At 65.8% G+C, this 25,903-nt stretch carries 25 protein-coding genes; 13 read left to right on the top strand and 12 right to left on the bottom strand.

Annotated features, from left to right (window positions below; translation table 11 throughout):
* The first annotated feature begins 24 nt into the window (after positions 1-24).
* The 3 genes from SKC41_RS06525 to SKC41_RS06515 are packed head-to-tail and all read left to right on the top strand — an operon-like array spanning position 25 to position 4,077.
* Positions 25-672, top strand: a complete 648-nt coding sequence (locus SKC41_RS06525; RefSeq protein WP_330976879.1) for a TetR/AcrR family transcriptional regulator — start codon at positions 25-27, stop codon at positions 670-672.
* Positions 673-724: 52 nt separating this feature from the next.
* Positions 725-2,518, top strand: a complete 1,794-nt coding sequence (locus tag SKC41_RS06520) for a flavin-containing monooxygenase (RefSeq protein ID WP_330976878.1) — start codon at positions 725-727, stop codon at positions 2,516-2,518.
* Positions 2,515-4,077: a flavin-containing monooxygenase gene (locus SKC41_RS06515; protein WP_330976877.1), complete on the top strand. Its 1,563-nt coding sequence runs from the start codon at positions 2,515-2,517 to the stop codon at positions 4,075-4,077. Before SKC41_RS06520 ends, SKC41_RS06515 begins: the two co-directional genes overlap by 4 nt.
* Positions 4,078-4,085: 8 nt before the next feature.
* On the opposite strand, the gene SKC41_RS06510 is transcribed toward SKC41_RS06515, so the two are convergent.
* Positions 4,086-5,486 carry a DUF2252 domain-containing protein gene (locus SKC41_RS06510; protein ID WP_330976876.1) on the bottom strand — a complete coding sequence of 467 codons (1,401 nt, stop codon included), beginning with the start codon at positions 5,484-5,486 and terminating at the stop codon, positions 4,086-4,088.
* Positions 5,487-5,656: 170 nt separating this feature from the next.
* On the opposite strand from SKC41_RS06510, the gene SKC41_RS06505 reads away from it, so the two are divergent.
* Positions 5,657-6,730, top strand: a complete 1,074-nt coding sequence (locus SKC41_RS06505) for a sulfate ABC transporter substrate-binding protein (protein ID WP_330976875.1) — start codon at positions 5,657-5,659, stop codon at positions 6,728-6,730.
* 18 nt (positions 6,731-6,748) lie between these two features.
* Entirely contained in the window at positions 6,749-8,515 is a 1,767-nt protein-coding gene (locus tag SKC41_RS06500; RefSeq protein ID WP_330976874.1) for a SulP family inorganic anion transporter, read from the top strand.
* Here SKC41_RS06500 and SKC41_RS06495 read toward each other — a convergent pair.
* The 5 genes from SKC41_RS06495 to SKC41_RS06475 all read right to left on the bottom strand — a co-directional run bounded on the left by SKC41_RS06495 (position 8,512) and on the right by SKC41_RS06475 (position 13,298).
* Positions 8,512-9,348, bottom strand: a complete 837-nt coding sequence (locus SKC41_RS06495; RefSeq protein ID WP_330976873.1) for an SDR family oxidoreductase — start codon at positions 9,346-9,348, stop codon at positions 8,512-8,514. The two genes, SKC41_RS06500 and SKC41_RS06495, sit on opposite strands and share 4 nt — an antisense overlap.
* Before the next feature lie 41 nt (positions 9,349-9,389).
* Positions 9,390-10,691 (bottom strand): sodium:proton exchanger, encoded by a 1,302-nt coding sequence (locus SKC41_RS06490; protein ID WP_330976872.1) that lies wholly within the window; start codon positions 10,689-10,691, stop codon positions 9,390-9,392.
* 317 nt (positions 10,692-11,008) lie between these two features.
* Positions 11,009-11,827: an SDR family NAD(P)-dependent oxidoreductase gene (locus tag SKC41_RS06485; protein ID WP_330976871.1), complete on the bottom strand. Its 819-nt coding sequence runs from the start codon at positions 11,825-11,827 to the stop codon at positions 11,009-11,011.
* Between the two features lie 9 nt (positions 11,828-11,836).
* Positions 11,837-12,247, bottom strand: a complete 411-nt coding sequence (locus SKC41_RS06480) for a nuclear transport factor 2 family protein (protein WP_330976870.1) — start codon at positions 12,245-12,247, stop codon at positions 11,837-11,839.
* A gap of 7 nt (positions 12,248-12,254) precedes the next feature.
* Positions 12,255-13,298, bottom strand: coding sequence for a zinc-binding dehydrogenase (locus SKC41_RS06475; protein ID WP_330976869.1), 1,044 nt, complete (start codon positions 13,296-13,298; stop codon positions 12,255-12,257).
* Between the two features lie 130 nt (positions 13,299-13,428).
* On the opposite strand from SKC41_RS06475, the gene SKC41_RS06470 reads away from it, so the two are divergent.
* Entirely contained in the window at positions 13,429-14,319 is an 891-nt protein-coding gene (locus tag SKC41_RS06470) for an IclR family transcriptional regulator (protein ID WP_330976868.1), read from the top strand.
* Here the strand turns inward: SKC41_RS06470 and SKC41_RS06465 are convergent.
* Positions 14,316-14,888, bottom strand: a complete 573-nt coding sequence (locus SKC41_RS06465; RefSeq protein ID WP_330976867.1) for a carboxymuconolactone decarboxylase family protein — start codon at positions 14,886-14,888, stop codon at positions 14,316-14,318. The two genes, SKC41_RS06470 and SKC41_RS06465, sit on opposite strands and share 4 nt — an antisense overlap.
* 128 nt (positions 14,889-15,016) lie before the next feature.
* Here SKC41_RS06465 and SKC41_RS06460 point away from each other — a divergent pair, with 128 nt between their 5' ends.
* The 3 genes from SKC41_RS06460 (at position 15,017) to SKC41_RS06450 (ending at position 18,286) form a co-directional block, all read left to right on the top strand.
* Complete coding sequence (locus SKC41_RS06460) at positions 15,017-15,970, top strand: LysR family transcriptional regulator (RefSeq protein ID WP_330976866.1); 954 nt, start codon at positions 15,017-15,019, stop codon at positions 15,968-15,970.
* A 110-nt stretch (positions 15,971-16,080) separates the two neighbouring features.
* Entirely contained in the window at positions 16,081-17,469 is a 1,389-nt protein-coding gene (locus SKC41_RS06455; protein ID WP_330978774.1) for an MmgE/PrpD family protein, read from the top strand.
* Positions 17,470-17,521: 52 nt separating this feature from the next.
* Complete coding sequence (locus SKC41_RS06450; protein WP_330976865.1) at positions 17,522-18,286, top strand: DUF2127 domain-containing protein; 765 nt, start codon at positions 17,522-17,524, stop codon at positions 18,284-18,286.
* Positions 18,287-18,289: 3 nt separating this feature from the next.
* On the opposite strand, the gene SKC41_RS06445 is transcribed toward SKC41_RS06450, so the two are convergent.
* Positions 18,290-18,895: a PaaI family thioesterase gene (locus SKC41_RS06445; RefSeq protein ID WP_330976864.1), complete on the bottom strand. Its 606-nt coding sequence runs from the start codon at positions 18,893-18,895 to the stop codon at positions 18,290-18,292.
* Between the two features lie 598 nt (positions 18,896-19,493).
* Between SKC41_RS06445 and SKC41_RS06440 the strand changes: the two genes are divergently transcribed.
* Positions 19,494-20,249 (top strand): 5'-methylthioadenosine/adenosylhomocysteine nucleosidase, encoded by a 756-nt coding sequence (locus SKC41_RS06440; RefSeq protein ID WP_330976863.1) that lies wholly within the window; start codon positions 19,494-19,496, stop codon positions 20,247-20,249.
* On the opposite strand, the gene SKC41_RS06435 is transcribed toward SKC41_RS06440, so the two are convergent.
* The gene (locus SKC41_RS06435) at positions 20,203-20,844 is read right to left on the bottom strand and encodes a CGNR zinc finger domain-containing protein (RefSeq protein WP_330976862.1); all 642 of its coding nucleotides are present in this window, start codon (positions 20,842-20,844) and stop codon (positions 20,203-20,205) included. The genes SKC41_RS06440 and SKC41_RS06435 overlap by 47 nt on opposite strands.
* An 85-nt stretch (positions 20,845-20,929) precedes the next feature.
* Between SKC41_RS06435 and SKC41_RS06430 the strand changes: the two genes are divergently transcribed.
* The 3 genes from SKC41_RS06430 to SKC41_RS06420 all read left to right on the top strand — a co-directional run bounded on the left by SKC41_RS06430 (position 20,930) and on the right by SKC41_RS06420 (position 22,966).
* A complete protein-coding gene (locus SKC41_RS06430) occupies positions 20,930-21,622 on the top strand; it encodes an SDR family oxidoreductase (RefSeq protein ID WP_330976861.1) in 693 nt (230 codons plus the stop codon).
* A gap of 70 nt (positions 21,623-21,692) precedes the next feature.
* Positions 21,693-22,151: an SRPBCC family protein gene (locus tag SKC41_RS06425; protein ID WP_330976860.1), complete on the top strand. Its 459-nt coding sequence runs from the start codon at positions 21,693-21,695 to the stop codon at positions 22,149-22,151.
* Positions 22,152-22,159: 8 nt separating this feature from the next.
* Positions 22,160-22,966 carry an SDR family NAD(P)-dependent oxidoreductase gene (locus SKC41_RS06420; RefSeq protein WP_330976859.1) on the top strand — a complete coding sequence of 269 codons (807 nt, stop codon included), beginning with the start codon at positions 22,160-22,162 and terminating at the stop codon, positions 22,964-22,966.
* A gap of 3 nt (positions 22,967-22,969) precedes the next feature.
* On the opposite strand, the gene SKC41_RS06415 is transcribed toward SKC41_RS06420, so the two are convergent.
* The 3 genes from SKC41_RS06415 to SKC41_RS06405 all read right to left on the bottom strand — a co-directional run bounded on the left by SKC41_RS06415 (position 22,970) and on the right by SKC41_RS06405 (position 25,837).
* A complete protein-coding gene (locus tag SKC41_RS06415; RefSeq protein WP_330976858.1) occupies positions 22,970-23,701 on the bottom strand; it encodes a class I SAM-dependent methyltransferase in 732 nt (243 codons plus the stop codon).
* 124 nt (positions 23,702-23,825) lie between these two features.
* Positions 23,826-25,205 carry an adenylate/guanylate cyclase domain-containing protein gene (locus SKC41_RS06410; RefSeq protein WP_330976857.1) on the bottom strand — a complete coding sequence of 460 codons (1,380 nt, stop codon included), beginning with the start codon at positions 25,203-25,205 and terminating at the stop codon, positions 23,826-23,828.
* A gap of 20 nt (positions 25,206-25,225) precedes the next feature.
* A complete protein-coding gene (locus SKC41_RS06405; protein WP_330976856.1) occupies positions 25,226-25,837 on the bottom strand; it encodes a TetR/AcrR family transcriptional regulator in 612 nt (203 codons plus the stop codon).
* Positions 25,838-25,903 lie beyond the last annotated feature (66 nt).

The raw sequence follows: 25,903 nt of genomic DNA, 5'->3' as shown, positions 1-25,903 counted from the left end.
CCCGCGGTCGAAGGGTGGGCAACCATGCGAGCGAAGACACAGCTGGGTCGTCCCGTCGGCGCCAGTGGCGAAGAGACCCGCCGCCGCATCATCGTCGCGACGATGAAATGTGTGGCGCAGGCGGGTTACCCCAAGGCGACGATCCGCGAGATCGCCCGCATGGCCGACATGACCAGCGCCAGCCTGTACAACTACTTTCCGAACAAATCCGAACTGATCAAGGCGGCCGTCGCGGCCAGAACCGACACGGCCATGCCCCGGCTGCGCCGGGCCGCGGAAGGACCGGGCAACATCGTCGAACGGATCGAAGCGGTGCTCGACGAATCCGGCCAATTGATGCATGAGTACCCGGACCTGGCCGCGTTCGAGTTCGCGATCCGGGCAGAAACCGTTGCGGCGCCGCTGCGGCCGAAGTCCCGCGGGCGACCGGGAAACCCGGGGTTCGAAGCGTTCCGCGAGATCATCGAGGGCGTCGTCGAGGACGCCCGCCAGCGCGGCGAGCTGGGTGATCATCCGGATTCACGGGCGGTGGTCGCGGCGATCTACGCGCTGGTCTATGGCCTGACGGAGCTGGCGGCAACGCTCCCGCCGCAGGACTACCACGCCGCTTTGAGGTCGGCGAAGGTGCTGGTCAGGGGTGCCTTATTTGGGGAACAACCGCCGAGTCCTTGATATGATCAAGCGATTGATTATAGAGTCGACGCACGAAGAGCGGAGTCGGGAGTTGACCGAAACTGTTGGGTGCGCGTTCGACGTCGATGCGCTGCGGCGCAAGTATGCCGAGGAACGCGCGCGCCGGTTGCGGCCCGACGGGATCGACCAGTACGTGGAGATTGCCGGTGACTTCGCCCGTTTCGCCGAAGATCCTTGGGTCGACGGGGAATTTACCCGCGAGCCGCGTACCGACGAGGTCGACGTCGCGATCGTGGGAGCCGGCTTCGGCGGGCTACTGACCGGCGTGCGGTTGCGCGAGCTCGGCGTGAAAAGTGTCCGGTTGATCGACCGGGCGGCCGACGTGGGCGGCACCTGGTACTGGAATCGGTATCCGGGAATCGCCTGCGACGTCGAGTCCTACGTGTACATCCCGCTGCTGGAGGAACTCGGCTACATCCCGGTGGAGAAATACGCCAAGGGCGCCGAGATCTTTGCGCACTGCCAGCGCATCGCGCAACAATACGACCTGTACCGCGACGCTTGCCTGCGCACCGACGTGCAGGAGATACGTTGGGCGCCAGGTGAATCCCGCTGGATCATTCGCACCAATCGGGGCGACGAGATGCGGGCCAAGTTCGTCTCGATGGCCAACGGGTATCAAGCCAAACCCAAACTGCCCGGCATTCCCGGTCTGGGATCGTTTCGCGGCCACACGTTCCACACCAGCCGCTGGGATTACGGCTACACCGGCGAGAAGCTGGAGAACCTGGCCGGCCGGCGCGTCGGGATCATCGGCACCGGCGCGACCGCGGTTCAATGCGTGCCGCATCTGGGGGCCGCCGCGCAGCAGCTGTACGTCTTCCAGCGCACACCTTCGTCGGTCGACGTGCGCGCGAACGCGGCCACGGATCCGCGGTGGGTCAACACATTACGGCCGGGCTGGCAACGCGAGCGCATCCAGAACTTTCAGATCCTGACCGCGGGCGGGCAGGCGCCCGAGGACCTCGTCGCCGACGCCTGGACGAGCATCACCCGCAAGCTGCCGGTGATGCGTCACGACGGCGACGGGTCGGTGGACCCGCAGCAGCGCGGCCGCGACATCGAGCTCGCGGACTTCGCCAAGATGGAGGAAATCCGGGCCCGAATCGACGGCATCGTCGCCGACCGGGCCACCGCCGAGGCGCTCAAACCCTGGTACGGATACTTCTGCAAGCGCCCCTGCTTCCACGACGACTACCTGCAAACCTTCAACCGGGACAACGTGACACTGGTCGACACTCGCGGTCTCGGTGTGGAGCAAATCACCGAGTCCGGCGTTGTCGTCGACGGCGTGGCCTACGAGCTCGACTGCCTGATCTTCGCCACGGGTTTCGAAGTCGGCACCGATTACAGCCGCCGCACCGGCTTCGACCTGATCGGCCGGGACGGCGTGAGCCTGACCGAGCGCTGGAGTGACGGCGTGCGCACCTTCCAGGGCTTGTGCGCCAACGGTTTCCCCAACTGCTTCATCGAAAGCATCTCGCAGGCGGGATTGACGGTGAATTTCCCGTACCTGCTTGACGTGCAAGCCACCCACGCCGCCTGGATCATCGCGTGGGCCCTCGAACACGGCGTCACCGAGGTCGAGGCGTCGTCGGCCGCCGAAGCAGCCTGGGTCGACACGGTGGTCGCGCGCTCGACCGCGACCGCCGAACGCGCCAAGACCTGCACGCCCGGTTACTACAACCGGGAGGGCAAGGCGGACGCCAAGACCCGGCAGGGCAGCTTCTTCTTCGGCACGCCAACGGAATACGCCGACATCCTGGAGTCCTGGCGGGCGCAGGGCGATCTGGCCGGGCTCGACATTCGCCGAGCCGGGCCGTGAAGTATCTCCTCGGCCGGGTCCGCGCGGCGACCCGGCGGCGACGCTCACCCAGGGTGGCGATCATCGGCGCGGGATTCGGCGGGCTGGGTGCGGCGGTGGCACTGCGCCGGGCCGGTATCGACGACCTGGTGATCATCGAGGCCGACGACGGCGTCGGCGGTACCTGGCGGCGCAACACCTACCCCGGCGCGGCGTGTGATGTCCAGAGCCACCTGTACTCGTTTTCGTTCGCGCACAATAAGTCCTGGAGCCGGACCTACGCTCGGCAGCCCGAGATCCTTGCCTACCTGGAAACTGTGGCCGACGACTTCGACTTGCGCCGGCACCTGCGGCTGGAGACAAGGGTGCGATCGGCGGAATGGAATGCGGATACCTGGAGCTGGGAGTGCCGGCTGGAACGCGATGGCCGTACCAGCACGCTGACCGCCGACGCGGTGGTCTGCGCGGTCGGATTGTTCGGATCGCTGAAGCTGCCCGATATCGCGGGGCTCAACGATTTTCGCGGCTTCGTCATGCACACCGCCCAGTGGGATCACGACTTCGCGCTGGCGGGCAAGAAGGTGGCGGTGATCGGCACCGGTGCCAGTGCGATACAACTCGTTCCCGAACTGGCGAAGGCCGCCGCGCACGTGACGGTCTTTCAACGCACCCCGCCATGGATGGTTCCCAAGGAGGACCGCCCTTACAGCGCAACCGAATTGGCGGAGTTCCGGCGCAACCCGCTGGCAGTACGCCGCGCCCGTTGGCAGATCTGGAAACTGCTGCACGACAACACCGCGACCTTCGCCGACGACCCGGTGGTCACCGCGCGCACCCAGATCGCTACCTCGTTCCTGGAGCGCACCGTAGCCGACGAACGGCTGCGGCGCGCCCTGACGCCGGACTATCCGTTCCGCTGTAAGCGGGTGCTGCTCGGCGACGACTACTACCGGGCGCTGCAGCAAGACAATGTCGCGCTCGTCACCGACCCGATCGATCGGATCACCGAGACGTCGGTCGTTACGGCCGCGGGGGAGGTCGTCGAGGTCGACGCGATCGCGCTGGCGACCGGATTCGAGACGTCGCGCTACCTGTCGGGGATCGACGTGGTCGGCAGTGCGGGGCAGCGCCTGCACGAGCGTTGGGGCGACGATCCCACCGCGTACCTGGGCGTGGCGGTCAGCGGCTTCCCGAACTTCTTCATGTTGTACGGCCCCAACACCAACCAGGGCGGAAACTCGATCGTCTACATCCTGGAAGCCGGCGCGCGCCTGGTGACCAGCGCGGTCACTCGGTTGGCGCGCCGGGGCGGTTACCTCGATGTGCGCGCCGAAGCCGAAAATCGTTACAACGAGCAGCTTTCCGCGGACTTGGAGCGCACCATCTGGACTCGGTGCGACAGTTACTTTCGCTCGCCGACGGGCCGGATCGTCACCCAATGGCCTTACACCGCACTGGAATACGCGCGCCGGACCTGGAGACTGCGAACCCGCGACTGGCTGCACCACACCGGCGTTGCTCCGCGGCGGCTGACCAATGCCGAAATCGATTACCCCGCGGATCAATTCACCGGCGGCTAGGTCGGAAGCTATCGCGCGGGGTCCTCGGCGACTTCGATTTCGCCGGCCGCGGCCGCCGCGCGCAGTTGATGAAAGTCGTCCAGGGACTTATCGGCGTAGGCGTAGGACCATTCGGCGACCGCTTCGTGCACCGTATTGCTGGTGCCGACGTAGCCACGCAGGATCGAGGCATTCGCGCTCTGCGCGTGCGCCCGCGCCAACAGCACCGCGCACGCAGTGACGTAGTCCGTGAAGGTGGACGGCGACATGCCTTCGGTCTCGATGGTGCCCTTCATGTCGTGGAACTGACGAACGTAATAGTCACGACCGTCCTTGCGGGTCGATCCGAGGAACACATCCGACATGGCCTGCAGGATCAGTTGACCATCGGTGACGCGCACCCCGTGGCCATTGGCCTCGATCGCCGCGGTGAGGCTCTCCGGTTGATGCCACCCGCCGTATTCGTCGAGCACCGAACGCGTAGCCTCCTTGATCTGCAGTATCAGTGGCGTGTCGTTCGGGCCCACCAGAATGACCAAGTAGCAACGGGTCCCGACGCTGCCGACACCAACCACGCGGAGCGCGACGTCGGCGACCCGGAAGTGCGACAACAGCAGCGCGACGTCGGCCGGCACCAACGTCAGATACTCCTGAATCGACTCCACCAGCGGCGCCTCGACATCCTCGTCGACGTGCTGCAGCACGGGCGGCGCTTCCCGCAAGCGCGGCGTCCCGTCGGGCCCAATCTCGGTGATTTGCTTGAAGACTCGCGCCGACGTTCGGGTACGCGCCCGCGATATCGTCTTCTGGATCACCGCCTGCAGGCCCTTGGACATCGTCCCCGTGTAATGCTCGGGCTCCACCCGTAGGTAGTAGCGCTCCAGAACGTCCATCTCCTCGAGCATCGCCTCCAGACTGTGTTGGTAGCCCACCAGTGCCTGCTCGACGCAACGCCGGATGGCCTCGGCGGAGTATTCGGCGTGACGGCCGCCGATGACCGCGCTGGTGATCAGGCGCTTGACGTCCCACTCGGCTGGGGCGACCGCGGCCTCGTCGAAGTCGTTCAGGTCGAAGACGATCGAGCGATGCGGGGCGGCATACAGGCCGAAGTTGGAGATGTGCGCATCGCCGCAGCACATGATTTCGATCCCCGTCGACGGGCTCGCGGCGAGATCGGCGGCCATGACCGCCGCCGAACCGCGGTAAAAGGCGAACGGGTCGGCGAGCATTCGGGCGAACCGCAGCGGAACGAGTTCGCTTATCCGGCCCGCATTTTGGGCGACGAGGATTTCCGTCGCGGATCGCGACGAGGGAGTCAGCTGCGCGAGGGAGCGTCGGGGGACGGTCTTGCGCAGGGCCCGGCCGCGGGCCACATCTTCGCCCGGAACTTCGAGTTCGATCAAGCGGTCACGCAACACCCGTTGCGGCATTCGCTCAGCATACGTAGGGCGTCGTGGCCGCGGTAGCTGTCGATCGTCAAAAGCAAACTTAATCTCAGGCTGATTCTCAACGATGCCACCCGGTGGCCTGATCGTTAGCATCGTAAAAATGTGGGATGCCAGACCGAATCGTCTGGTGATCAGTGTGAGGGGACGCCTGGATGTTGAAAGCGCGTCCGGCTTTGAGGCGTTTTCTTCCCCGCATTAGCTGGCTCAACGTCCTCGGCGTGGTGGCCCTCGTTTTTGCGACGGTTGCACTCGGGGTCAAGAACGTTCCCGATGCGGGATCCAATCAGATCCTGAACGTCTCCTATGACCCCACGCGCGAGCTGTACGGCGCGATCGACCGGGCGTTCGTCCCACACTATCGGGCGCAGACCGGTGTCACCCTGGACATCAAAGAGTCGCACGGCGGTTCGGGCCGTCAATTACGAAGTGTTCTCGATGGTAGTCAGAAGGCCAGCGTGGTGTCGCTGGCGTTGATCAGTGACATCCAGACGTTGAGCAAACACGGGCTGATCGCGCCCAATTGGCAACAGCGGCTGCCGCACAATTCGGTGCCTTACACGTCGACCGTCGTCTTCGTTGTCCGCAAAGGCAATCCGCGAGGCATTCGTGACTGGCCCGATCTGGTCAATGCGGGTGTGTCCGTAGTGACGCCGAACCCTCGCAGCTCCGGCAACGGTCAGCTGAGCGTTCTGGCGGCCTGGGGATCGGTGACCACCCGCGGCGGCACCCCGGCCCAGGCGAAGGCCTACGTGAAGTCGCTGCTGTCCCACGTGGCGGTATCCGACAGCGGAGCGCGCGGGGCGGGCGACAGTTTCACCCTGGCCAAGATCGGTGACGTCCAATTGACTTGGGAGAACGAGGCGCTGCGCGAGGTCGCCGCCAACTCCGACGATCTCGAGCTCGTCTACCCACCGGTCAGCATCCTGGCCGAGCCGGCGGTGGCCTGGGTCGACGCAAACCTCGCGGAGCCCGACACCGCGACCTATGCCAAGGCGTATCTGGAGTATTTGTTCACCGACGTCGCACAAGAGCAAGCGGCGCAATTCGGCTATCGGCCGTTCAAGCAGGAGATCCTCGCCAAACACGCCGATCGACTGCCGCCGCTCGCACTCTTCGGAATCGGCGAGATCGCCAAGGATTGGAGCGACGCGCGCGAGCAGTTCTTCGGCACCAACGGAATCCTCGACACCATCTCGGCGCCGCCCGCGGCGGCGTCGGGAACCTAGCGGAAAGACGTCGGCACGGTGGGCTTCGCGCTGAACTACGACGCGGTCAAAGGCAGGCATGACGTCATTGCCGGCCTCACCGTCGCCGCCATCTCCTTCCCCCAGGCGATGGCGTATGCGTTGATCGCCGGGGTCGACCCGCGATTCGGGGTGTACTCGGCGATCGTCGTCACGATCGTCGCCTCGATATTCGGGTCGTCCTCGCATCTGATCAACGGCCCCACCAGTGCCATATCGCTGTTGGTATTCACGGCGCTTGCCTTCATCGATTCGGAAAACAGCACCGAGCTTTTCGAAGGGCTGTTCCTGCTGGCTGTGCTGGTGGGCGCGTTTCAGATCGTGATCAGTTTGTTCAAGCTCGGCAACCTGACCCGCTACATTTCCGAGTCGGTCATCATCGGCTTCATGGCGGCTGCGGCATTTCTGCTGGCCGTCGGACAGTTGGCCAACGCGCTGGGCGTACGCGACAAGGGCAACGGGCACATGCAGGTCTTACATCGGGTCTGGCTCACCCTCTCGCATGGCGATCACGTCAACTACCGAGCTGTGGTATTAAGCACGGCGGCAGTGGTTTTGGCGGTTGTGCTGCGCAAGCTGGTGCAGCGTTACCGTTGGCCGCAGATCGACATGCTTGCGGTGCTGATCATCACTTCGGTGATCGCCTACCTCGCGGGATGGTCGATCCCCGGGGCCGGCGGTCATACCGCGGTGTCGGTGGCCGCCAAGATCCCACGGAGCCTGCCCACCGCGCATGTCCCCGAAGTCCACACCGAGTGGCTACCACACCTGTCGACCGGCGCGCTTGCGATTGCGTTCGTCGGCATCATCGAGGCTTTGTCCATCGCCAAAGCCATTGCCTACCAAACCCAGCAGAAGATCGACTACAACCGGCAGATCATGGCCGAAGGTCTCGCCAACCTTGCCGGCGGTTTCTTCCAAAGCCTGCCCGGCTCGGGTTCGCTGTCGCGGTCGGCGATCAACTTCCAGTCCGGAGCCAAGACGCGATTCTCCGGAATCGTTTCGGCCGCAACGGTTGCCGCCGCGCTGCTGTTGTTCGCCCCGCTCCTGCGTTACGTGCCACAGCCCGCACTGGCGGGCCTGCTGCTGGTGACCGCCGTACGGCTGGTCGACTTCAAGCGGCTGATCTATACCATCAAGGCGTCGCGCTACGACGCGGGACTGGTGATCGTCACCGCCTTCACCGGCGTGGCTATCGATTTGGACAAGTCAGTCCTGCTCGGTGTGGTCCTGTCGATCCTGCTGTTCGTGCCGCGTGCGGCCAAGCTGAAAGCGCGGGAGCTCATCGTCACACCCGAACGTGTTGTCCGCGAGCGTATTTCGGGCGAGGCCGCGGACGAGTTCGTGGTGATCTATGACCTGGAAGGCGAGCTGTTTTTCGGTGCCGCACCGGAATTGGATCGCTACCTGTCCGAGATCAGCAAACGGATAGTCGACGACGACATCAAGTTCGCGGTATTGCGACTCAAACGGGTTCGCCACCCGGACGTCGTGTGCATCGAGCGCATCGAGCATTTCCTGCGGGAAGAGACCGCACGCGGTGTCACCGTGCTACTTGCCGGGGTGCGTGCGGACACGCTCGCGGTGCTGAACAACGTCGGATTTAAAAGTTGGTTCACCGCAGAGCATGTCTTCCCCGAAGAGGACGAGGATTTCTCCGCGACGCTCAAGGCGGTGCGCTACGCCCACGGCAAGCTGGCTGACTTGAAGCTGAAGGAACCGTCCCCGATCGCACCGGAACTCACGAACTTCTACTACCTGGTCTAGCCGTCGGCGGCCACCCGGGCCCGCTCGGTCATCGAGGCGATCACGCCGCCGTCGTTGAGGATGTCGGTGCCGGTGAGGTAGCCCGCCTTGTCACTTGCGCAGAAGGCGAGTAGCTCGGCCATCTCCTCCGGCTTGCCCCAGCGCGGGACTGCGGCGTTGGCGACCATCGCGCCGGCGCCGGCCTGTTCCTCGAGTCGGCCCATCTCGGTGTCGATGGATCCCGGAGAGACCGAGACGATGCGCAATCCGCGCGCGTTAAAGCGCTCCGCCTGTGACTGGCTGTACCACTTCACGAAACTCTTGCTCAACGCGTAGGCGATTCCGGATCGCGCGTCTTCTCCGGCGATCTCGCACGCCGTCATCATGGCGTCCCAGAAGACATCGCCGTCATCGATCGCCGACGGAAACGCTGCCGTCGGAATCAGTTCCGCGGGCAGCATGTGGGCCGCCATCGATGCCACATTGACGATCACCGAGCCTTCGGCGCCGGTGGCGTAGAAAGCCTCGTTGACGTTGACGGTGCCGATTGCATTGGTGCGCATTACGTACTCCGCGGAGCCCATGCTCGGGCTCACTCCCGCGGTGTGGATCACCGAGGAGAGGGTGCCGAGGCCCGTTGCGGTGTCGAGCAGCTCGGTGACGGCACCCCGGTCTGTCACGTCGCAATTCATGGCGGTAACGGTGATCCCGAGGTCTTTCAGGGTTGCTGCCGCCGTATCGAGCCGGTCCTGCCTGACATCGCAGAGAACCAGCGTGTGGTCGCCGCCCACAATTTTCGCCGTGGCCAGACCCATGCCGCCCGCGCCACCCGTGATCACCGAGACTCGATTCATACCGCGACGTTATACGCAGCCCTTCGAGCGGTCGGCGCGTACTACCTCGGGAGGGCCGCTTCCTCGGCCGGGTGGTGCGGAGGACCGGCGTGCCGGACGGCTGTTCCGAGGAAAGGCGCCTTCAGCGTGGCGGTCACGTAGCCGCGGTTGACGATGAATCCGCCGACGGCGATCGCCGCGTAGATGCCGCAGAGCACCAGACGCTCCGGAGTCGAGGTGAGCGGGAACTGAACGATGAACAATCCCAGCAGCGTCCAGGCGGCGGCCCGGCCGAAGCGCAGCGCCAGGATCACCGCGACCCCCATCAACGTCTGGCTGGCGGTGAGCAAGACTTCCTCGACTTGGCGGGAGTCGAGCGCCAGGGAGAAGCCACCACCGCCCAGCATGTGGGCCACCGGCAGCGATCCGATCAGCAGCGTCCACTGGTTGACCTTGGACGAGATCAGCGTGGCGATGGCCGCGGTGCCCTTGCCGCGGGCGGCGAAGATCGTCGCGATGATGAACTCGGGCGCCTCGGAGGCCAACGGCGCGAGCCACTGCACCAGCAGGAATCGGTCGATGCCCAGCTCGGTGCCGGCCGCGACCAGATTGTCGGCAAAGGGCTTGGCACACAACAGGATCACGGCGCCGGACAAGGTGAACAGGCTGACGACGATGATGCGGCGGGTCCGATCCGAGAGCTCACCGACAGCGGCGGCGGTACCGACCAGGTCGGGTTCTTCGACATCGCCGTGGCTGACCTTGTACAGGTAGAAGCCGAACCAGGCCAATAGTGCCAGCCCCATCGCGAAATGGATCTCGCCGCCGACCGGGATCGCGAACGCGGCCAGGCCGGCGATCAACAGGAACCCGAGTTCGACGCGATTGGCGGGCTCCAGAGCCAGGCCCGTCGTCTTGCCGGCACCGATCCGGCGCGCCGCGACGACGCTGACCAGCACCACGACCGGCCACCCCAGGCCCATCAACAGCCGATTGGATCCGGTCATATTGGCCGCCGCGTACTGCGCGTATTCCGGGTTATGGCCGGACACAAACGCGTAGTAGAGGTCCACCGCGTATTCGGGCAGCACCGCGACCAGGGCGAGCACCGCGATCGCCAGTCCGCCGGAGACGTCGATCTGTGCGGCCTCGGCGGCCCACGCCAGCAGGAAACTGGCCGAGACCACCGCGGCACCGAAGATCAGCAGGGCGACAACCGGGTCCGGATGCAGGCCGATGATTCGCACCACGACCGCGGGGGCGATGAATATCGCGGTGATCAACGCCGAGCGGAAGAGCGTTCGCCGTGGCGAGCGTGCCGCCGCCGTCGGAATCGAGCCGGCGGGCCTGTCAGTGGCGAGCATCGTCGTCCTTCACTCAGGGCTTCATGGTTGTTTGGCTCGCGGCCGTGGCTTGACCTGTCCGCCAAAGCTACCCTGGCTACCCTTATCCAGCAACATTGTGAGAATGCCGATCGATGCCGATCGATTGCATATATTTGCTGGCCAGAGCCATCAATCTAAATTGTTAGGCTCGACTAACTTCTGATTGTGGCAAACCGATCTAGCGGTCTTGCGGGGACTCTGGGGGCTCGGGGACGCGTGCGGGGGAGTCTGCGGTGAGTCAGCGGAGTAACCATGGAACACCAACATCCACTACGACACATTGCTGGAGTCCGGGGTTAGCGATCGGGCCCCATCGCCACGGCCGCGGCCTGGGTGAACATTTCGACGGCCTGCTTGCGGGGCAATGACGCCACGAATTGTGCGGCGGCCTTCATGACGTCACCCGCCATCAACGTCGGGCCGTTCGTCAGGTTGTCGAAGGCCTCCGCGATGACGTCGTCGACGGAGGCGGCACCCTCGGGCACCTCGTCTGGCGAACCGATATTGCCGCGGCTGTATTCGAGTTCACGCAAGGCGGGAGTGTTGGTCTTGCCCAGAATGAGGCCCAGGACGTCGACGCCCTTGTCGTGCAACTCGGCCCAGAGCGCTTCGGCGAAAACCATGTCGAACGCCTTCGTCGCACCGTAGGCGACCATGTTGGGTCCGCCGGCCAATCCCGCTCCGGACCCGAAGATGACAATGCCGCCGCTACCCCGCTTGACCATCGCCGGGGCGAAGTGATGGCACAGCTGCATCGGCACCATGCAGTTGCGCTGCACCATCGCCTCGGCGGCGCCGATCGGATTATCAAGGAAGGGTTTGTAATTGGGATCCGCACCGGCGCAGTACACCAAGAAACCGATCTCCAGGTCGCTGGTGGCTTCGGCCACCTTGGCGGCCGCGCCCGGCTCGGCGAGATCGACGGCGAGGGTTCGGGTTTGGGCATCGGTTCGGGATTCGATCTCGGTGGCGACCTGATCGAGCACCGCTTGGCGGCGAGCCAGCAGTACGACGTTGACGCCGCGTTCGGCCAGTCCCGCGGCGAATGCCGCACCCACGCCGTCGGAGGCACCGGCGACCAGCGCCCACGGACCGTACTTCGTGGCGAATGTCATGAGCGCTCCCTAGGGGCCGAATGTGGTGATGCGAACCTGAGTGAACCGGCGGCGTGCAATGCGCCAGCCATCAGCGGTCCGGACGATCTCGTCGTCGTAAAAGCCCCACGCGTTGACGCCGGATTGGTTGTCGCCGAACATGATTACCGCATCGACGTAGGTGCGGGCCGATGCCTTGTCACCCTCGAGCGTGACGGCCTGATTGGACAAGCGGTGCAGGGTGTGGCCCGCCATCGCGTGCGTGGTGTCCATGAACTCGGTTACTTCGTCCACGCCATGCCAGGTGCCGATCTCGCCATAGTCGAGCTCACAGTCGTCGGTGAACACGGTGCGAAACAGCGGCCAGTCGCGGCGGTCGATCCCGGTCGCGTAGCGCACCAACAGGTCGGAGATGTCCTGGCGGTCTTCTCGTTCGGTCACGTCTGCCTCAATTCGGGTCTCCGTTCGGGTGGACAACGATGCGCGGCGGCCCGTCGGATCGGCGGGCGAGATCGAGCGCCTCGGGAACGTCGTCGAGCCCGATGACCTTCCCCACGCTGGGGAGCGGATCCAGCTTGCCCGCCGCGATGGCCTCGAGGGTTCCGTACCAGTCCTGGGGATGCGGGCCGCCGCCGAATTGGATTGTGACGCCTTGGCGGGTCGCGGTGGTGATGTCCAGGGTGTCTCCGGTGTACCAGCCGCCCGCGCAGTAGATGCGAGTCATCATCTCGGCGGACTCGACGATGTTCTGGATCAGGCCGGCGGCGCCCACGCATTCGAATACCACGGCCGGCCCGGGCAATCCGCGCTCGCCGCGAACCTCCCGGAATGCGTCCGCCCACGGCTGCTCCGCAGGGTCGACGACCACGTGTGCGCCGAAGCGGTCCCGGGCCAGAGTGCGCCGGTCGGCCTTGAAGTCGGCCACGATGATCGGTTCGACGCCGCGGGATGCCAGGGCGGCGACGGCCGACAGGCCGATCGCCCCCGCACCGATGACGACGGCGATCTCGCCCGGTTGGATATCTGCCGATCGCACATAGAACTCGCCGACCGCGAAGGCATCGACCATCGCGACGGCATCACTGGCAACGTCGCCGGAGACGGCCTTGGCCGCCGCCTCCGAAATCACCAGCAGCTCAGCGAAACTCCCCTGCGCTTCGGGGTGCTGCCCGATGATCCGCACTCCGCCGGCGCCGCCGTCGACCAGGCGTATCGGTATCGAGGTCACCCGGGTGCCCACGGCGAACTGATCCGAGCAGCCGGGTCCGTGTCCGAGGACCTCACCGACGAATTCGTGACCGAGCACGATATCGCGATCGGGGTCGTACAACGAGCGTCCGGTCGGATCGTCGACGGCGAGTTCGGGGTGGTCCATGAAGTGCACATCCGAGGCGCAAATCGCGGTACTCAGCGTGCGTAGCAGCAGTTCACCGGGCCCGGGTTCGGGGTCCGCCGTCTCGCGGACCGTCAGCCGACCGTCTCTCAAAACCACAGCGCGCAAAGCGTCTGCCTCATTTTCTCGAATAATCGAGTTAATCTGTCGAATGTTCGCTATAACTGTAGGAACCCGATCTCAAAGGAGTCAAGCCATTCGCGGATCCACCTCGGCGCCGACCGCGCGGGTGCTCGACGTTGTCGAGTTGCTGGCGCGGTCCGGAAACACGCGGATGCGCTTCTCCGACATTGTGCGTGAGCTCGGCCTGACGCAGGGAACGGTGCACGCGATCCTCAAGACGCTGTGCGATCGCGGCTGGGCGAGCCGCGACCCCGTCACGAAGACCTTCTCGCTGGGCCCGGCGCTCGCCGTAGTGGGTGCGCGAATGGACACCGCTCGGCCGCTCGCACACGCCGCGCGTTCGGCAGCGCTGCGACTGTCCCGCGAGGTCGGCTACGCCGGCTCGGTGGTCGAACGGTTCGGTGACTCGTTGGTAGTCACGGCTTTTGAGGGCGATCCCGCCACCCAGCCCGCGGGGATACCGGGCGATCGGATTCCGTACGCGCCGCCATTCGGCGTCGCGTTCGCCGCCTGGGACACCGACGAGGAACAGCGTGCGTGGATTCGCCGCGGCGCGGGCAGCAACGCCGATCGCGTCCAGCGCCTGGAACACGTCCTGGCGCACACCCGCGAGCGTGGGTTCGACGTCGACTGGACAACGCCCGCGCTGGCCCAGGCCGTCCATGTGGTCGGCACACTGGACAGCAACGAGATGCCGACCCCGGTGCGCCACATCCTCGACCAGCTGCTCGTCGAGTTCACCACGATCGGCTTCCTGTCCGACGACAACCCCGGTCGCCGCAAACAGCCCGTCGTGACTATCGCCGCACCGGTTTTCGACCACCGCGGCCACGTCGCCATGATGCTCGCCGTGCATCCGCTGTCTCCGCTGAGCGCACGACAGATCCAGGTCATCGGCAACAAGCTCACCGCGGAAACCACGACGATCAGCGAAGCCCAGCAACATCCGGCGGTGGTCGATCTCGAGGAGCGCAGCGCTTCCCGGGGGGCGCGCTAAGTTTCGTCGGAGCCCGGTACCGGAACGTCAAAAGCGTTGAGCGTTACCGCGACCATCGAGAAGCAACCCACCAGAAACACGATCTCGGCAGCTCCCGAATCACCGAAACGTCCAGCGGCGCAACGGTATGTCGCCGTGGGAAGGACGCCGCCGCGGTTGAGCGCGGCTGCCATGTCGTAGGCGGCGCGTTCGTCATCGGTCAGGTCGGTCGGACGTTCGCCCGCGCTGATCGTCGCGATCTTCTGCTCGGCCAGGCCGGCGCGCTGCGCGAAGTACTCGTGCCCGTAGATCGCATAACGGGCACCGAACTTGGCAACCGTGACCAGGATGACCAGTTGGTGGACGCTGCCGGGCAGCACGCTGTGGTCCCACAGCGATCGGTTGAACGCCCATGCTGGCGAGCCGAATTGGGGAAAGTGCAACCAGCCGTTGAATGGCCCGATCAGTGCGCCGTCACCGCGGTACGCGACGAGGTCGCCGAAGCCGCTGTCGATTACGGCCCGCATGTCCGCGTAGAGGGCTTGCTGCGTGGTGGTCAAACTGGTCGGTGGCAGCAGTGGAAGTCGCACTGCGCTTCTCCTTCGATCGCGGCTGTTTAACCCAGCCAATCGCCGGCGAGCGGACAAGTCCACGACACCCTTCCAATCACTGGTAAGTTGCGACTCCTACCGCAGGTAGACCCGCCTATGCTGGTCGCATGGAACTGCGGCAGCTGCGCTACTTCGTGGCGGTTGCCGAGGAGTTGCACTTCGGCCGGGCCGCCAATCGGATACACATCTCAGGGCCTGCCCTGTCGCAACAGATCATTGCGCTGGAACGCGAATTGGGGGTCGACCTGTTCGTGCGGGACCGGCGTAGCGTCCGGTTAAGTGAAGCCGGGCGCACCCTGTTGCCGGATGCGCGCCGAATGCTGGCTCTGGCCGACGACGCCAAAATTCGATTGCAGCGGGTGGCCGCCGAGAGCGCTCCGGTGCGGCTCGGTTACGTCAGTTGGTTGCCCGACGACATCGTCACCGTGCTGGGGCCGGCCGGGTCACTGCGACTCGACGAATGGGTGCTGCCGTCACACGTGCAGGCCGATCGCGTGGCAGAGGGCAGCCTTGATCTCGCGCTGACCTGGGTGACCGCGCAGCAGGCCAGGGAGCGTGGACTGACGACATGCTTGGTCTACGCCGAGCCGTTGCACGCGGTGCTTCCCGGTGTGAGCTCAGCGGACCCCATTGCGGCGCGGCGTCTTACGGTTCTGCTCGATGCCGACGAGTCGGCCTGGTCTTCGTGGAATCGCTTCGCCGGGGAGTTCGCGGCGGCAACCGGAGCACGCGTCGTCCGGATCGACGACGGCGGCATCACCGGCGACGCGTTCTACGTCCATGTGCGCCGGATCGCAGCCGCGGTTCTCGCTTCGCCCAAGCGGCACACCGCGATAACGCCACCCAGCCTGGGCCGACGTCCCGTCGCAGACCCACTGCCACTCTGGACGTGGTCACTGGTGCACCGTGAAACCGAGGACCGGGTGGGAGTCTTGCAGATCGTCGAGTCGTTGCTGAGGGTGGCGGACAGCCGACGTTGGCGGACGCCGCCGGCCGAACATTGGTGGATCCCCTCCGGCGACCCCCACAGGAGCGTGCTCGACGGCGCTGAGCAGCATTAAGAAGCTGAGTCGAACACACGTAGGCGACTGGTCCTGGACGGTGGATCGTCGCCGCGCTTGACTGGGAGTCAACTGCGGAAGGACGAGAAGACATGGGGCACAGCCACGTTGTGGACGATCTTGCCCGATTTGTCGTCGGTGCAAAGCCATCGGATTTGAGCGCACACTCGCGGGCCTTGCTCAAACGTAACGTGCTCGACAGCATCGCCTGTGCGATCGGCTCGCTCGACGGTGAACTGATCCCGACGATCCGCGAGCACACCGGCCAGTTCAGCGGTGCCGCCTCGGCGACACTCGTCGGCGGCGGTCGCGCTTCGGTGGACCAGGCCGCCTTCTTCAACGCCGTGCTGGTGCGCTATCCGGACCTGCTCGACACGTATCTGACCGTGGGCGGCCTGTGTCACCCGGCCGACAACTTCGGTGCGGTGCTGGCGGTGGCCGAGCATGTCAGCGCTACCGGGGCCGACTTCCTGCTCGCCCTCGCGGTCGCCTACGAGGTCCAATGTCGTTTCAGCGCACAGGTTCCGGTGATGGCGCGCGGCCTCAACCACGCGCTGCAGCTGGCGATGTCGGTCGCGGCCGGATCGGCGAAGTTGCTGGGCCTGGACGCCGAGCGCACCGCGCACGCGATCTCCTCCGCCGCGACCGACAACGTCTCGCTGGCCGTGGTCCACACTGAGCCGGTCTCGAACTGGAAGGGCATCTCCCCGGCCATCACCGCCATGCGCGCGGTCTACACGACGATATTGGCCGGCCGTGGGATCACCGGGCCCAAGTTGTTGTTCGAAGGCCCGAACGGACTCGTCCAACTCTTTGATCAGCCAATCGATTTCAACACCTCCGACCGCGGACTGACGGCAGTCGACCAGACCTATCTCAAGCAGTACTGCGCATTGATCCACGGACAGGCCATCATCGACGCGCTCTTGGCGATCCGGACGGACAACAAGCTGCGCGGCGACGACGTCGCGCGGGTGACGATCGAGGTATTTCAGACCGCGTACGACATCGCCGGCGGGGGAGCTTACGGCGACAAGGATCACCCGCAGACCAAGGAACAGGCCGACTACAACCTCAAGTACCTCAGCGCCGTCGCGCTGCTCGACGGGGGAGTGGGCCCCGAACAGCTGGAGAACGAACGTGTTCTGCGCCCCGACGTGCAGGAGCTGTTGGCGCGAGTGGACGTCGTCGCGGCGGCCGACCTGACCGCAAACTATCCGCACCGCACCGCGACGCGGGTGCATGTCCGCACCTGCGACGGGCGGGAATTCAGCCGCGAGGAAAGCGATTACGAGGGATCACCGACCCGGCCGATGACGTGGTCTCGGGTGGTGGACAAGTTCGGATGGCTCGCCGAACCGTTCTGCGATGGCGCGCTACAGAACGACATCGTCGCCGCCGTCGGCCATATCGACGATATCGCCATCGCCGAGCTCACCGCACTGCTCGGCGCGGTGAGCCCGGTACCGCGACGTCCGCGCAGCCGGCCGCGGTTCTGACATCTGCGGGCGCCCTCTTGCGTCGTTTGCTGCCCGCGTTGAATGATCGGCCATGCGCAAAGATCGCGGCATCAACCGCTGGGAGTTGGTCACCTGCGCGCTCGCAGGCCATGTGACATACGCGCCCGAGGAGCAGGGACTTGCCGAGCGGCTCCGTGGCACGACCGGACTCGGCGAAGTGTGGCGGTGCCTGCGCTGCGGGGAGTTCGTCGTCGGCGCACCTCATGGCCGGGGCCACGCCGAGGACGCCCCGATGATTATGCGTGGCAAGGCTTTACGGCAGGCCATCATCATTCGCGCCCTCGCGGTCGAGCGAGTGTTCCGGGCGGTGGTGATCGCGCTCGCGGCGTACGCGGTGTGGACGTTCCGCGGCGCACGAGGATCCATCCAGGCCACCCTCGATCGCGACCTGCCGATCTTTCGGGCCGCCGGGTTCAAGGTCGACCAAATGACGCTCGTGCACGAGCTGGAAAAGGCGTTGGCCGCCAAACCTTCCACGTTGGCGCTGCTGACCCTGATGCTGACCGCTTACGCTCTGGTCGAGCTGCTCGAGGCCGTCGGCCTGTGGTTACTCAAGCGCTGGGGCGAATACTTCGCGGTGATCGCCACCTCGGTGTTCTTGCCGTTGGAGATCCATGACCTGGCCAAGGGCATCACGATGACGCGGGCGGTCACCTTCAGCATCAACATCCTGGCGGTGATCTACCTGGTGGTCTCCAAACGCCTGTTCGGCGTGCGCGGTGGTCGCAAAGCCTACGACGAGGAACGACGCGGTGAGCAGCTCCTCGACGTCGAGCGGGCCGCTATGACGACGTGATGCTCACGCCTTCGGGGTGATGAACACGCCCTCGGCTTCTACGGTGACACCGTCCGCGTCGGCGATGTGACCGACGGAGAACGTCTTGACCCCTTCGATGCGGTCGATGTGTGCTTCGGCCCGCAGCGGACGGCCGAGCGCCGTGCGGCGCCGGTAACGCGAGGTCAGGGTGCCGGTATAGGCAGGTCGGCCCGGCTGGTGCGCCGTCGCCCCCAGCACGTGGTCGAGGATCAGGGCAGACACCCCGCCGTGCACATGCTCCGGCGGACCTTCGTATGCCGCACCGAGATTGAACTCTGACCACACCAGTCCGTCGGCTTCATGATGCAGCACCAGCGGTGGGGCAACCGCGTTGCGCAGACCGACCACCGCATTGCCCCATGCGACGGTGTCGCCGTCCGGCATCGTGTGCACGCCAAAGGTCCCCGGTCGCACCGATGCGCTCAATTCGTCTGCGGCACTGTCGATTTTGGCCTTTGCCGCCGCTACGGTCGCGGGGTCCGCTTCGGTCCGGATGCTGAGATCGATGAGCCGACGGACCGATTCGGCCAGCGGGCCGTAGATCGATTCCAGCCGGCGGTAGTCCATGCAGAGTATCTCGTCAGACATATAGGCAACCTAACAGTCCGCTGGCGGCGTACTGCCGGCGGATGTGGCAGACTGGAGCTGCCCAGCGTTGGGCTTAGGGGATTTCCCTTGTGGCAGCGACATTTTCGCCAGCGTGAAGCTAACCGTTATCGCCAGGGCACCACGATGCCGTGGGTCCCGCGTTGCTGCGCCGTAGACCGGATTAGTGCTGGTCACAGACGTGGTGACGGGAATAAATGCCCGGGAATGTGCGCTACGACACAAGCCGGATTATCACTGCGTTTACCCGCTTGCTGCACACTTGTAAAACAGCTGCGGTGAAATTGACGAGTCGGCTGACTAGGCCGGCGAAGGAGGGGTCGAGACTGTGCCTACACTGCAGACCTTGATCAACCAGAGCTCTACCAACCTCGATGTAGTTGCCCCGATCAAGGCTCGCGCCTGCGATGCGCTGAATCTTGTGCTGAGGAACAGGCCGCGCGGGCAGGGAGACGAATCACGCGTCATGCGCAGGGGTGCGGAGCGCTGCTGACACCCTGACCGGGTCGATAGAATCGCCGGCGGTACCAGAGCCAAATGGCCGGCGATTGGAGTTCGAGTTGCCCCCCACCGGAGCGCGGTGACGATCGGCGTCATTTGTGCGATCCCGCAAGAGTCGGATTATCTGCGCAGTGCGCTGTCCGGGGCGCGGCGCGAACAGATCGCGCAGATCACCTTCGATACCGGCGAACTCGATGCGCAGCGGGTCGTCCTGGCCGCGGCCGGCATGGGCAAGGTCAACACCGGTCTGGTGGCGACGCTGCTGGCCGATCGATTCCGTTGCCACACAATCATTTTCACCGGTGTCGCGGGTGGACTGAATCCGCGGTTGCGCATCGGTGACATCGTTATCGCCGACCGGGTGGTACAGCACGACTTCGGGGTCATCGAAGACGAGCAGCTGGCGCCCTACCAGCCCGGGCACGTCCCGTTCATCAACGCGACCGAGCGTTTCGGCTATCCGGTCGAACCCGAACTCTTCGACCGCGTCAGACGCAGTCTCGAGGGATTCGTCCTTCCGGTGTTGCCACCGGCGGCGGGCGGCACCGGCACGCCGCCGCGGATCAGCTACGGCACCATCTTGACCGGCGACCAGTACCTGCATTGCGAGTCCACCCGTGACCGGTTGCACGACGATTTCGGGGGCCTGGCCATCGACATGGAGGGCGGTGCGCTGGCCCAGGTCTGCGAGGCGTTCGGCATCCCCTGGCTGGTGATCCGCGCGCTGTCCGACCTGGCCGGCACCGACTCGGGTGCCGATTTCAACCAGTTCGTCGAGGAGGTCGCGATCAGCTCGGCGCGCGTCCTGCTGCACCTGTTGCCGGCGCTGGGCTGAGTCGGTTGTCCTGCGCGGCGCGGTCGCGTTCGCGCCGCCGTGCTCGTGAGGCCCGCAGGTTGGCGACGTTGCCGCACGTCTTCGCGTTGCACCAGACGCCGCTGTTGTTCTTCGAGCGGTCGTAGAAGGTCGACACGCACGGTTGGTGATGGCAACTCTTGAGCCGCCGCCAGGTGCCGTCGCGTTGGCCCAGCACGATCTCACCCCACAGTGCCGAGGCCAGCCAGCGCCAGCCACTGCCTGCGGGTTCCAGTCGGACTTCGCCGGTCTCGGACACGGCGAACGACGCCGAGATCGCCGCTGCGCCCGTCCCGGCCGCCGCCTCGCCGCGCACCAGCTGCGCGATCACCGCGCGCAAGGCGCGAAGCTTCGGCAGATCCGCGTCCGTGATGGCAGGCGGGTCGGCCGGCACACCGCGCAGCTCCGCCCAGGTCCGTACCGCGTCGCTCACCCAGTCCCGCGCGAGCGTGGCGTCGTCCAGTAGATCCGAGCTGTCGCGCTTCACGTCGATCGTGTTGAGGAAATCCTGGACCAAACCCAGTCCACCGGGCGCGGTCGCGAGTTTGAAGCGCTGTGACGCAGACCATGAAGACATGACCAAATGCTACTTGACTATGTCGCAAGCAGCAACTAACTTGACAGAATCAAAGTTATTTCACCTAAGTCAAGGAGTGCGGATCATGGTCAACATCAAGGGGTCGACGGTCGTGGTTACCGGCGGACAGCGCGGACTCGGCAAGGCCATCGTGGACGAGTTCCTGCGCCGGGGCGCGGCCAAGGTCTATGCCACGGCGCGCACACCCAAGCCCAGCACCGATCCTCGCGTCGTAAGCGTCGCGCTCGACGTCACGAAGCCGGAATCGGTTGCGGCGTTTGCTATTACGGCAGCCGACGCCGATATCGTCGTCAACAACGCGGGCGTGCTCGGCGCGGCCAAGCTCCTGGACAGCGACATCGAGGAGGTCCAGGCCGTCTTCGAGACCAACTACTTCGGCGCGCTGCGGGTCGCGAAGGCGTTCGCGCCGATCCTCGCCGAAAACGGCGGGGGCGCGCTGGTGAACATCAGCTCGGTGCTGTCCTGGGTGGGCGGCTTCGGCGGCTACGGCGACTCCAAGGCCGCCATCTGGTCGCTGAGCAACTCCTTGCGGGTTGAGCTGGAGAAGCAGGGCACGCTGGTCACCTCGGTACACCTGGGCTACACCGACACCGAAATGACCACCGGGTTCGACGTCCCGAAGAACGACCCGCGGGACGTGGCCCGTCAGATCGTCGCCGGCGTCGAGAACGGTGACGCCGAGGTGCTGGCCGACGACATGACCCGCCACTACAAGGCGGCGCTGTCCGGGCCGGCCGAGTTGCTCCGCGCCGATTGATCCTCAGCCGGTTTGGGGGTCGGCATAATGCCGGCCCCCATTGCCGTAGGCGACGTGTTTGGATTGGCGTATGGCTGATACGGACCCCGAAGGCATTGTGAGCGCCACCCGCGTCATCTCGGCCAGCGCCGAGCGCATCTTCGAATTGATCGCCGAGCCGTCTAGCCAGCCGAGCTGGGACGGCAACAACAACCTCGCCTCGGCGGCTCCCGGGCAGCGCGTCCGCGCGGTCGGTGACGTTTTCAAGATGACGCTGACCAACGGTGCAGTGCGGGAGAACCACGTCGTGGAATTCATCGAAGGCACCAAGATCGCTTGGCGCCCAGCCGAACCCGGAAAGCCGCCGCCCGGTCACCTGTGGCGCTGGGAGCTCAGTGGGATCAACTCCACACTGACCAACGTCACGCACACCTACGACTTCACCGCGCTGACCGACCCGAAGCGGTTGGAGAAGGCGTATTCGACGACGTCGGAGATGCTGCGCGATTCGATGGACAAGCTCGCGATGCTCGCCCAGCGCCTCGGGTAGGGCCCGGTATGCCCCTTCCATCGCCGGGAAGCGATCGCGGCGCGATCGTCACCGGCGCGTCTTCGGGCATCGGCGAGCAGTTCGCCGAGATGCTGTCGGGGCGCGGCTATCAGGTCGTGCTGGTGGCCCGCAGCGCCGACCGACTCAGCGCGCTCGCCGGGCGCCTGGGCCCCAACGCGCACCCGCTGCCCGCCGACCTGTCGGATCGATCGGCGCGGGCTGCTCTGCCGGACCGCATCGCCGCCCTCGGCCTGACTCCGGACATCCTGATCAACAACGCAGGGCTGTCCACCCTCGGCCTCGTCGCGAAATCTGTTCCCGAGCAAGAAGTTAACCTCGTCGAGGTCGATGTGGCCGCCGTGGTCGATCTGTGCAGCAGGCTTTTGCCCGGCATGGTCGAGCGCGGTCGGGGCGCCGTGCTGAACGTTTCGTCGGTGGCCGGGTTCGGACCGCTGCCGGGCCAAGCGGCATACGGCGCCGCCAAGGCGTTCGTGTTGTCCTACACGCATAGCCTGCGCGGCGAACTGCGTGGCACCGGCGTGACCGCGACCGCGCTGTGTCCCGGGCCGGTGGATACCGGCTTCGGTGAAGCAGCGGGCTTCAGCAAGGAGGAAGCCGAGGCCGCCCTACCGCGGATCATGTGGATTTCCGCCGACAAGGTCGCACAGGCGGGAATCGACGGGCTGGCCGCGGGCAAAGCCGTCGTGGTCCCGGGCCGGATCAACCGGATCGCGGCGGCGTTCTTCCGGATCGCGCCGCCCGAGTCGCTGTTGCCATTGCTGGTGCGCAATCACCCGGCTTTCAAACGGGACTGAACCTCAGCCGTTTTTGGCGCGCACCCACTGGAACGTGCCGACGTTTTTGACCCGCACGCTGAGGAAGCCGTTGTCTTCGAGGATGTCGCCGATTTCGTCTTCGCCGAAGATGTGCGCGCCGATGTTGGGCAGCAGCCGCCACGCCCACGCGGCACGCCCCGCGGTCGGGACCATGATGGCCAGCCGTCCGCCGGGTCGCAGCACCCGCGCCATCTCGGCCAGCGCTGCGGCCGGATCCGGAATCAACTGCAGCACCGCCATCGAGACCACCGCGTCGACGGTGTCGTCGCGCAGCGGAAGTCGTTGTGCGTCAGCCCTTATGAAGCCGACATGTGGGCCTGCCTCGTTGCGCACGGCCCGGGCCAGCATCGCCTCGGAAATGTCGACGCCCAAGGCCAATCCGTCCTTGCCCGCCGCACGTGCCAGCGACGCCGTGACGGTGCCCGGCCCGGAGCCCACGTCCAGCGCGGTACCGCCCGGCGGGATGTCCAGCCAGTCGGCGGGGTGCTGCAGCGCGGCGATCAGCCGTCGGGAGATAGCCTGCGCGTTGTCGTAAAGCATTGAGCCGATGGGAGATGCCCACGCCGCCTGGATCGGGCCGGTGTTCTTCGGGATGTCCTCGTCGCCGAGCAGATCGAGATACCCCTTGCTGGCATCCGGAATCGCCGGCGGATCGGCAAGCAGATCCAGCGCTCGGCGCAACGCGGGCGGCAGCGAAACGTGCACATCGGTCATGCGTACTCCTTCGATCAAATATCAAGCTGTACGCCGAGATCCGGGAGCCGCGACGCGGCCAGTCTCCCCAAAGCAGCCTACGCGCGACGGCACGCCACCTCGCCCCGGCGAGATGTGGCCATGGTTAACGCCTGACGACCGCGTGCTCGCTTACCAGCGCATACAACCGCCACTGGCCCGGAACGCCCTTGAGCGCGGTCTCGCCGCGGTCGGTGAACCTGTGCCGTGAGCCGGTGACGATGTCGCGCAGCGTCGACGACACCAAGACCTCGCTCGGGCCCGCCGCCGCGGCGACCCGGGCGCAGATGTGCACCGCCATGCCGGCGATGTCGTCCTTGAGCGCGCCGCCGCGTACCTCCACCTCACCTGCGTGGATGCCCGCCCGCACCTCGATGCCCAGCACCCGAACCGCGTCGACGATGGCGTCCGCGCAGGCGATCGCCGCGCTCGGGCTGCTGAACGTGGCGACGAATCCGTCTCCGGCCGTGTTGACTTCGCGGCCGGAGAAGCGCTGCAGTTCCTGGCGCACGATGGCGTCGTGGTTGTCCAGCAGATCGCGCCAGCGATCGTCACCGAGCAGGGCGGCCCGCTCGGTCGAGCTGACGATGTCGGTGAACACGATCGTGGTCAGCAGGCGTTCGGCGTCCGAGCCGCCGCGCAGGCCGGTGATGAACTCCTCGACCTCGTCCAGCAGCGGAGCCGTGTTGCCGGTCCAGTACAGGGCATCTTCGCCCGGTAACTGCACGAAACGCGACCCGGCGATGTGCTCGGCCAGGTAGTGCGCGTGGCCAATCGGGCTGAACTCCGGATTGTCGCGATGCAGGATCAACGTCGGTGTGGTGATGCGCGGCAGGATGTCGCGCACGTCGGAGCGCCGGATGGTCTCGATGACCACGCGCGCCATGCTCGGGGATGCGGCCCGGTTCCCGGAGTGGTCCCACCACGCGCGGAATGCCTCGTCGCTGGCAACCGAGGGCGCAATGATGCCGAGCATGTCGAAGCCCTTCTCGACGGCGTCCGGCTCGACCCCCACCGTCGTGTACGGCTGGGCCTCCACCTCGTCGCTGCCAATCGGGTAGTCAGGACCACGCAGCGTTCTCGCCCCGCCGTTGAAGATCACCAGGTTGCAAACCCGCTCGGGGAATTCGGCGGCGAGCACCAGCCCGGCCAACGAGGTGAACCCCGGGGCGAACACCGTCGCCCGATCGCACCCGGCCGCGTCCATCACGGCGATCGCGTCCTGCGCCCAGGACCTGGGTCCGATCATGTCCAACGAGGGAACCCGCGACGACATGCCGATCCCACGTTGGTCGAACCGGATCACGCGGCTGAAGGACGCCAGCCGTCGATGAAAGCGGTACATCGACGGCTCACTGTCGACACAGTCAATCGGAATGAGGGGGCCCGGCAGCACCAGCAAGTCGATCGGGCCATCGCCGAAGACCTGATAGGCGATGTCGAGTTCGCCGCAACTGGCGTACCGGGTCCGCGGAACCGGCGCCACGTCACCAGGCTAATGCAGGGCTACGACAAACCCGGGGCCAAGCCGCCGATGATGGGCACCAGGTAGCGCCCGGCGTACTCCCGGACGGCGGTGTGATCCGAGGTGTCGAGCCGATCGGTGGGGAAGACGATGATGCCGAGCGCCACGCGCAGCAGCACGTCGGCGATGTTGGCCAGGTCGGCGTCGGGTATGCCCGCCCCGCATCTGCGCAGGGTGTGAGCGATCCCGGCGGCGAACTGGCTGATCGGGAAGACGTGCGACCGGGAGAACAGCCCGAGCAGCTCGGGTTCGCTTTCCACGATGCGCGAGTACAGCGGGGAGTCCTGGACCAGGCGCACACCCAGCGTGAACGCCTCGACCACTGCTTCCTGCGGATTGCAGCCGGCGGTGGCCCGGTCCAAGGTGGCGAAGAAGCGCTCGCCCTCGCGGCGGACCACCCGTTCGACCAGGTCGTCCTTGGTGGGAAAACGCCGATAGAGCGTGCTGCGGCTGACTCCGGCCCGGGCAGCGACATCCTCCATGTTCGCGCGGCGCACGCCGTAGGTCTCGAAGACCGCGCGCGCGGTGTCCAGGAGGGCATCGTCGGTTTCGCCGCCGTCGACGAGGGCGCCGTCCAGGCCGTGTTCCCGCATGGATGACGACCTCCTCGGCAATGTCGGTGCCAGAATGCTACGTTGAAACAAAGATACAACTTTGTG

This window comes from Mycobacterium sp. 050128 (assembly GCF_036409155.1).
Classification (GTDB): Bacteria; Actinomycetota; Actinomycetes; order Mycobacteriales; family Mycobacteriaceae; genus Mycobacterium.
Note: the sequence above shows the minus strand (reverse complement) of the source record. Positions and strands in the feature narration are given on the sequence as shown.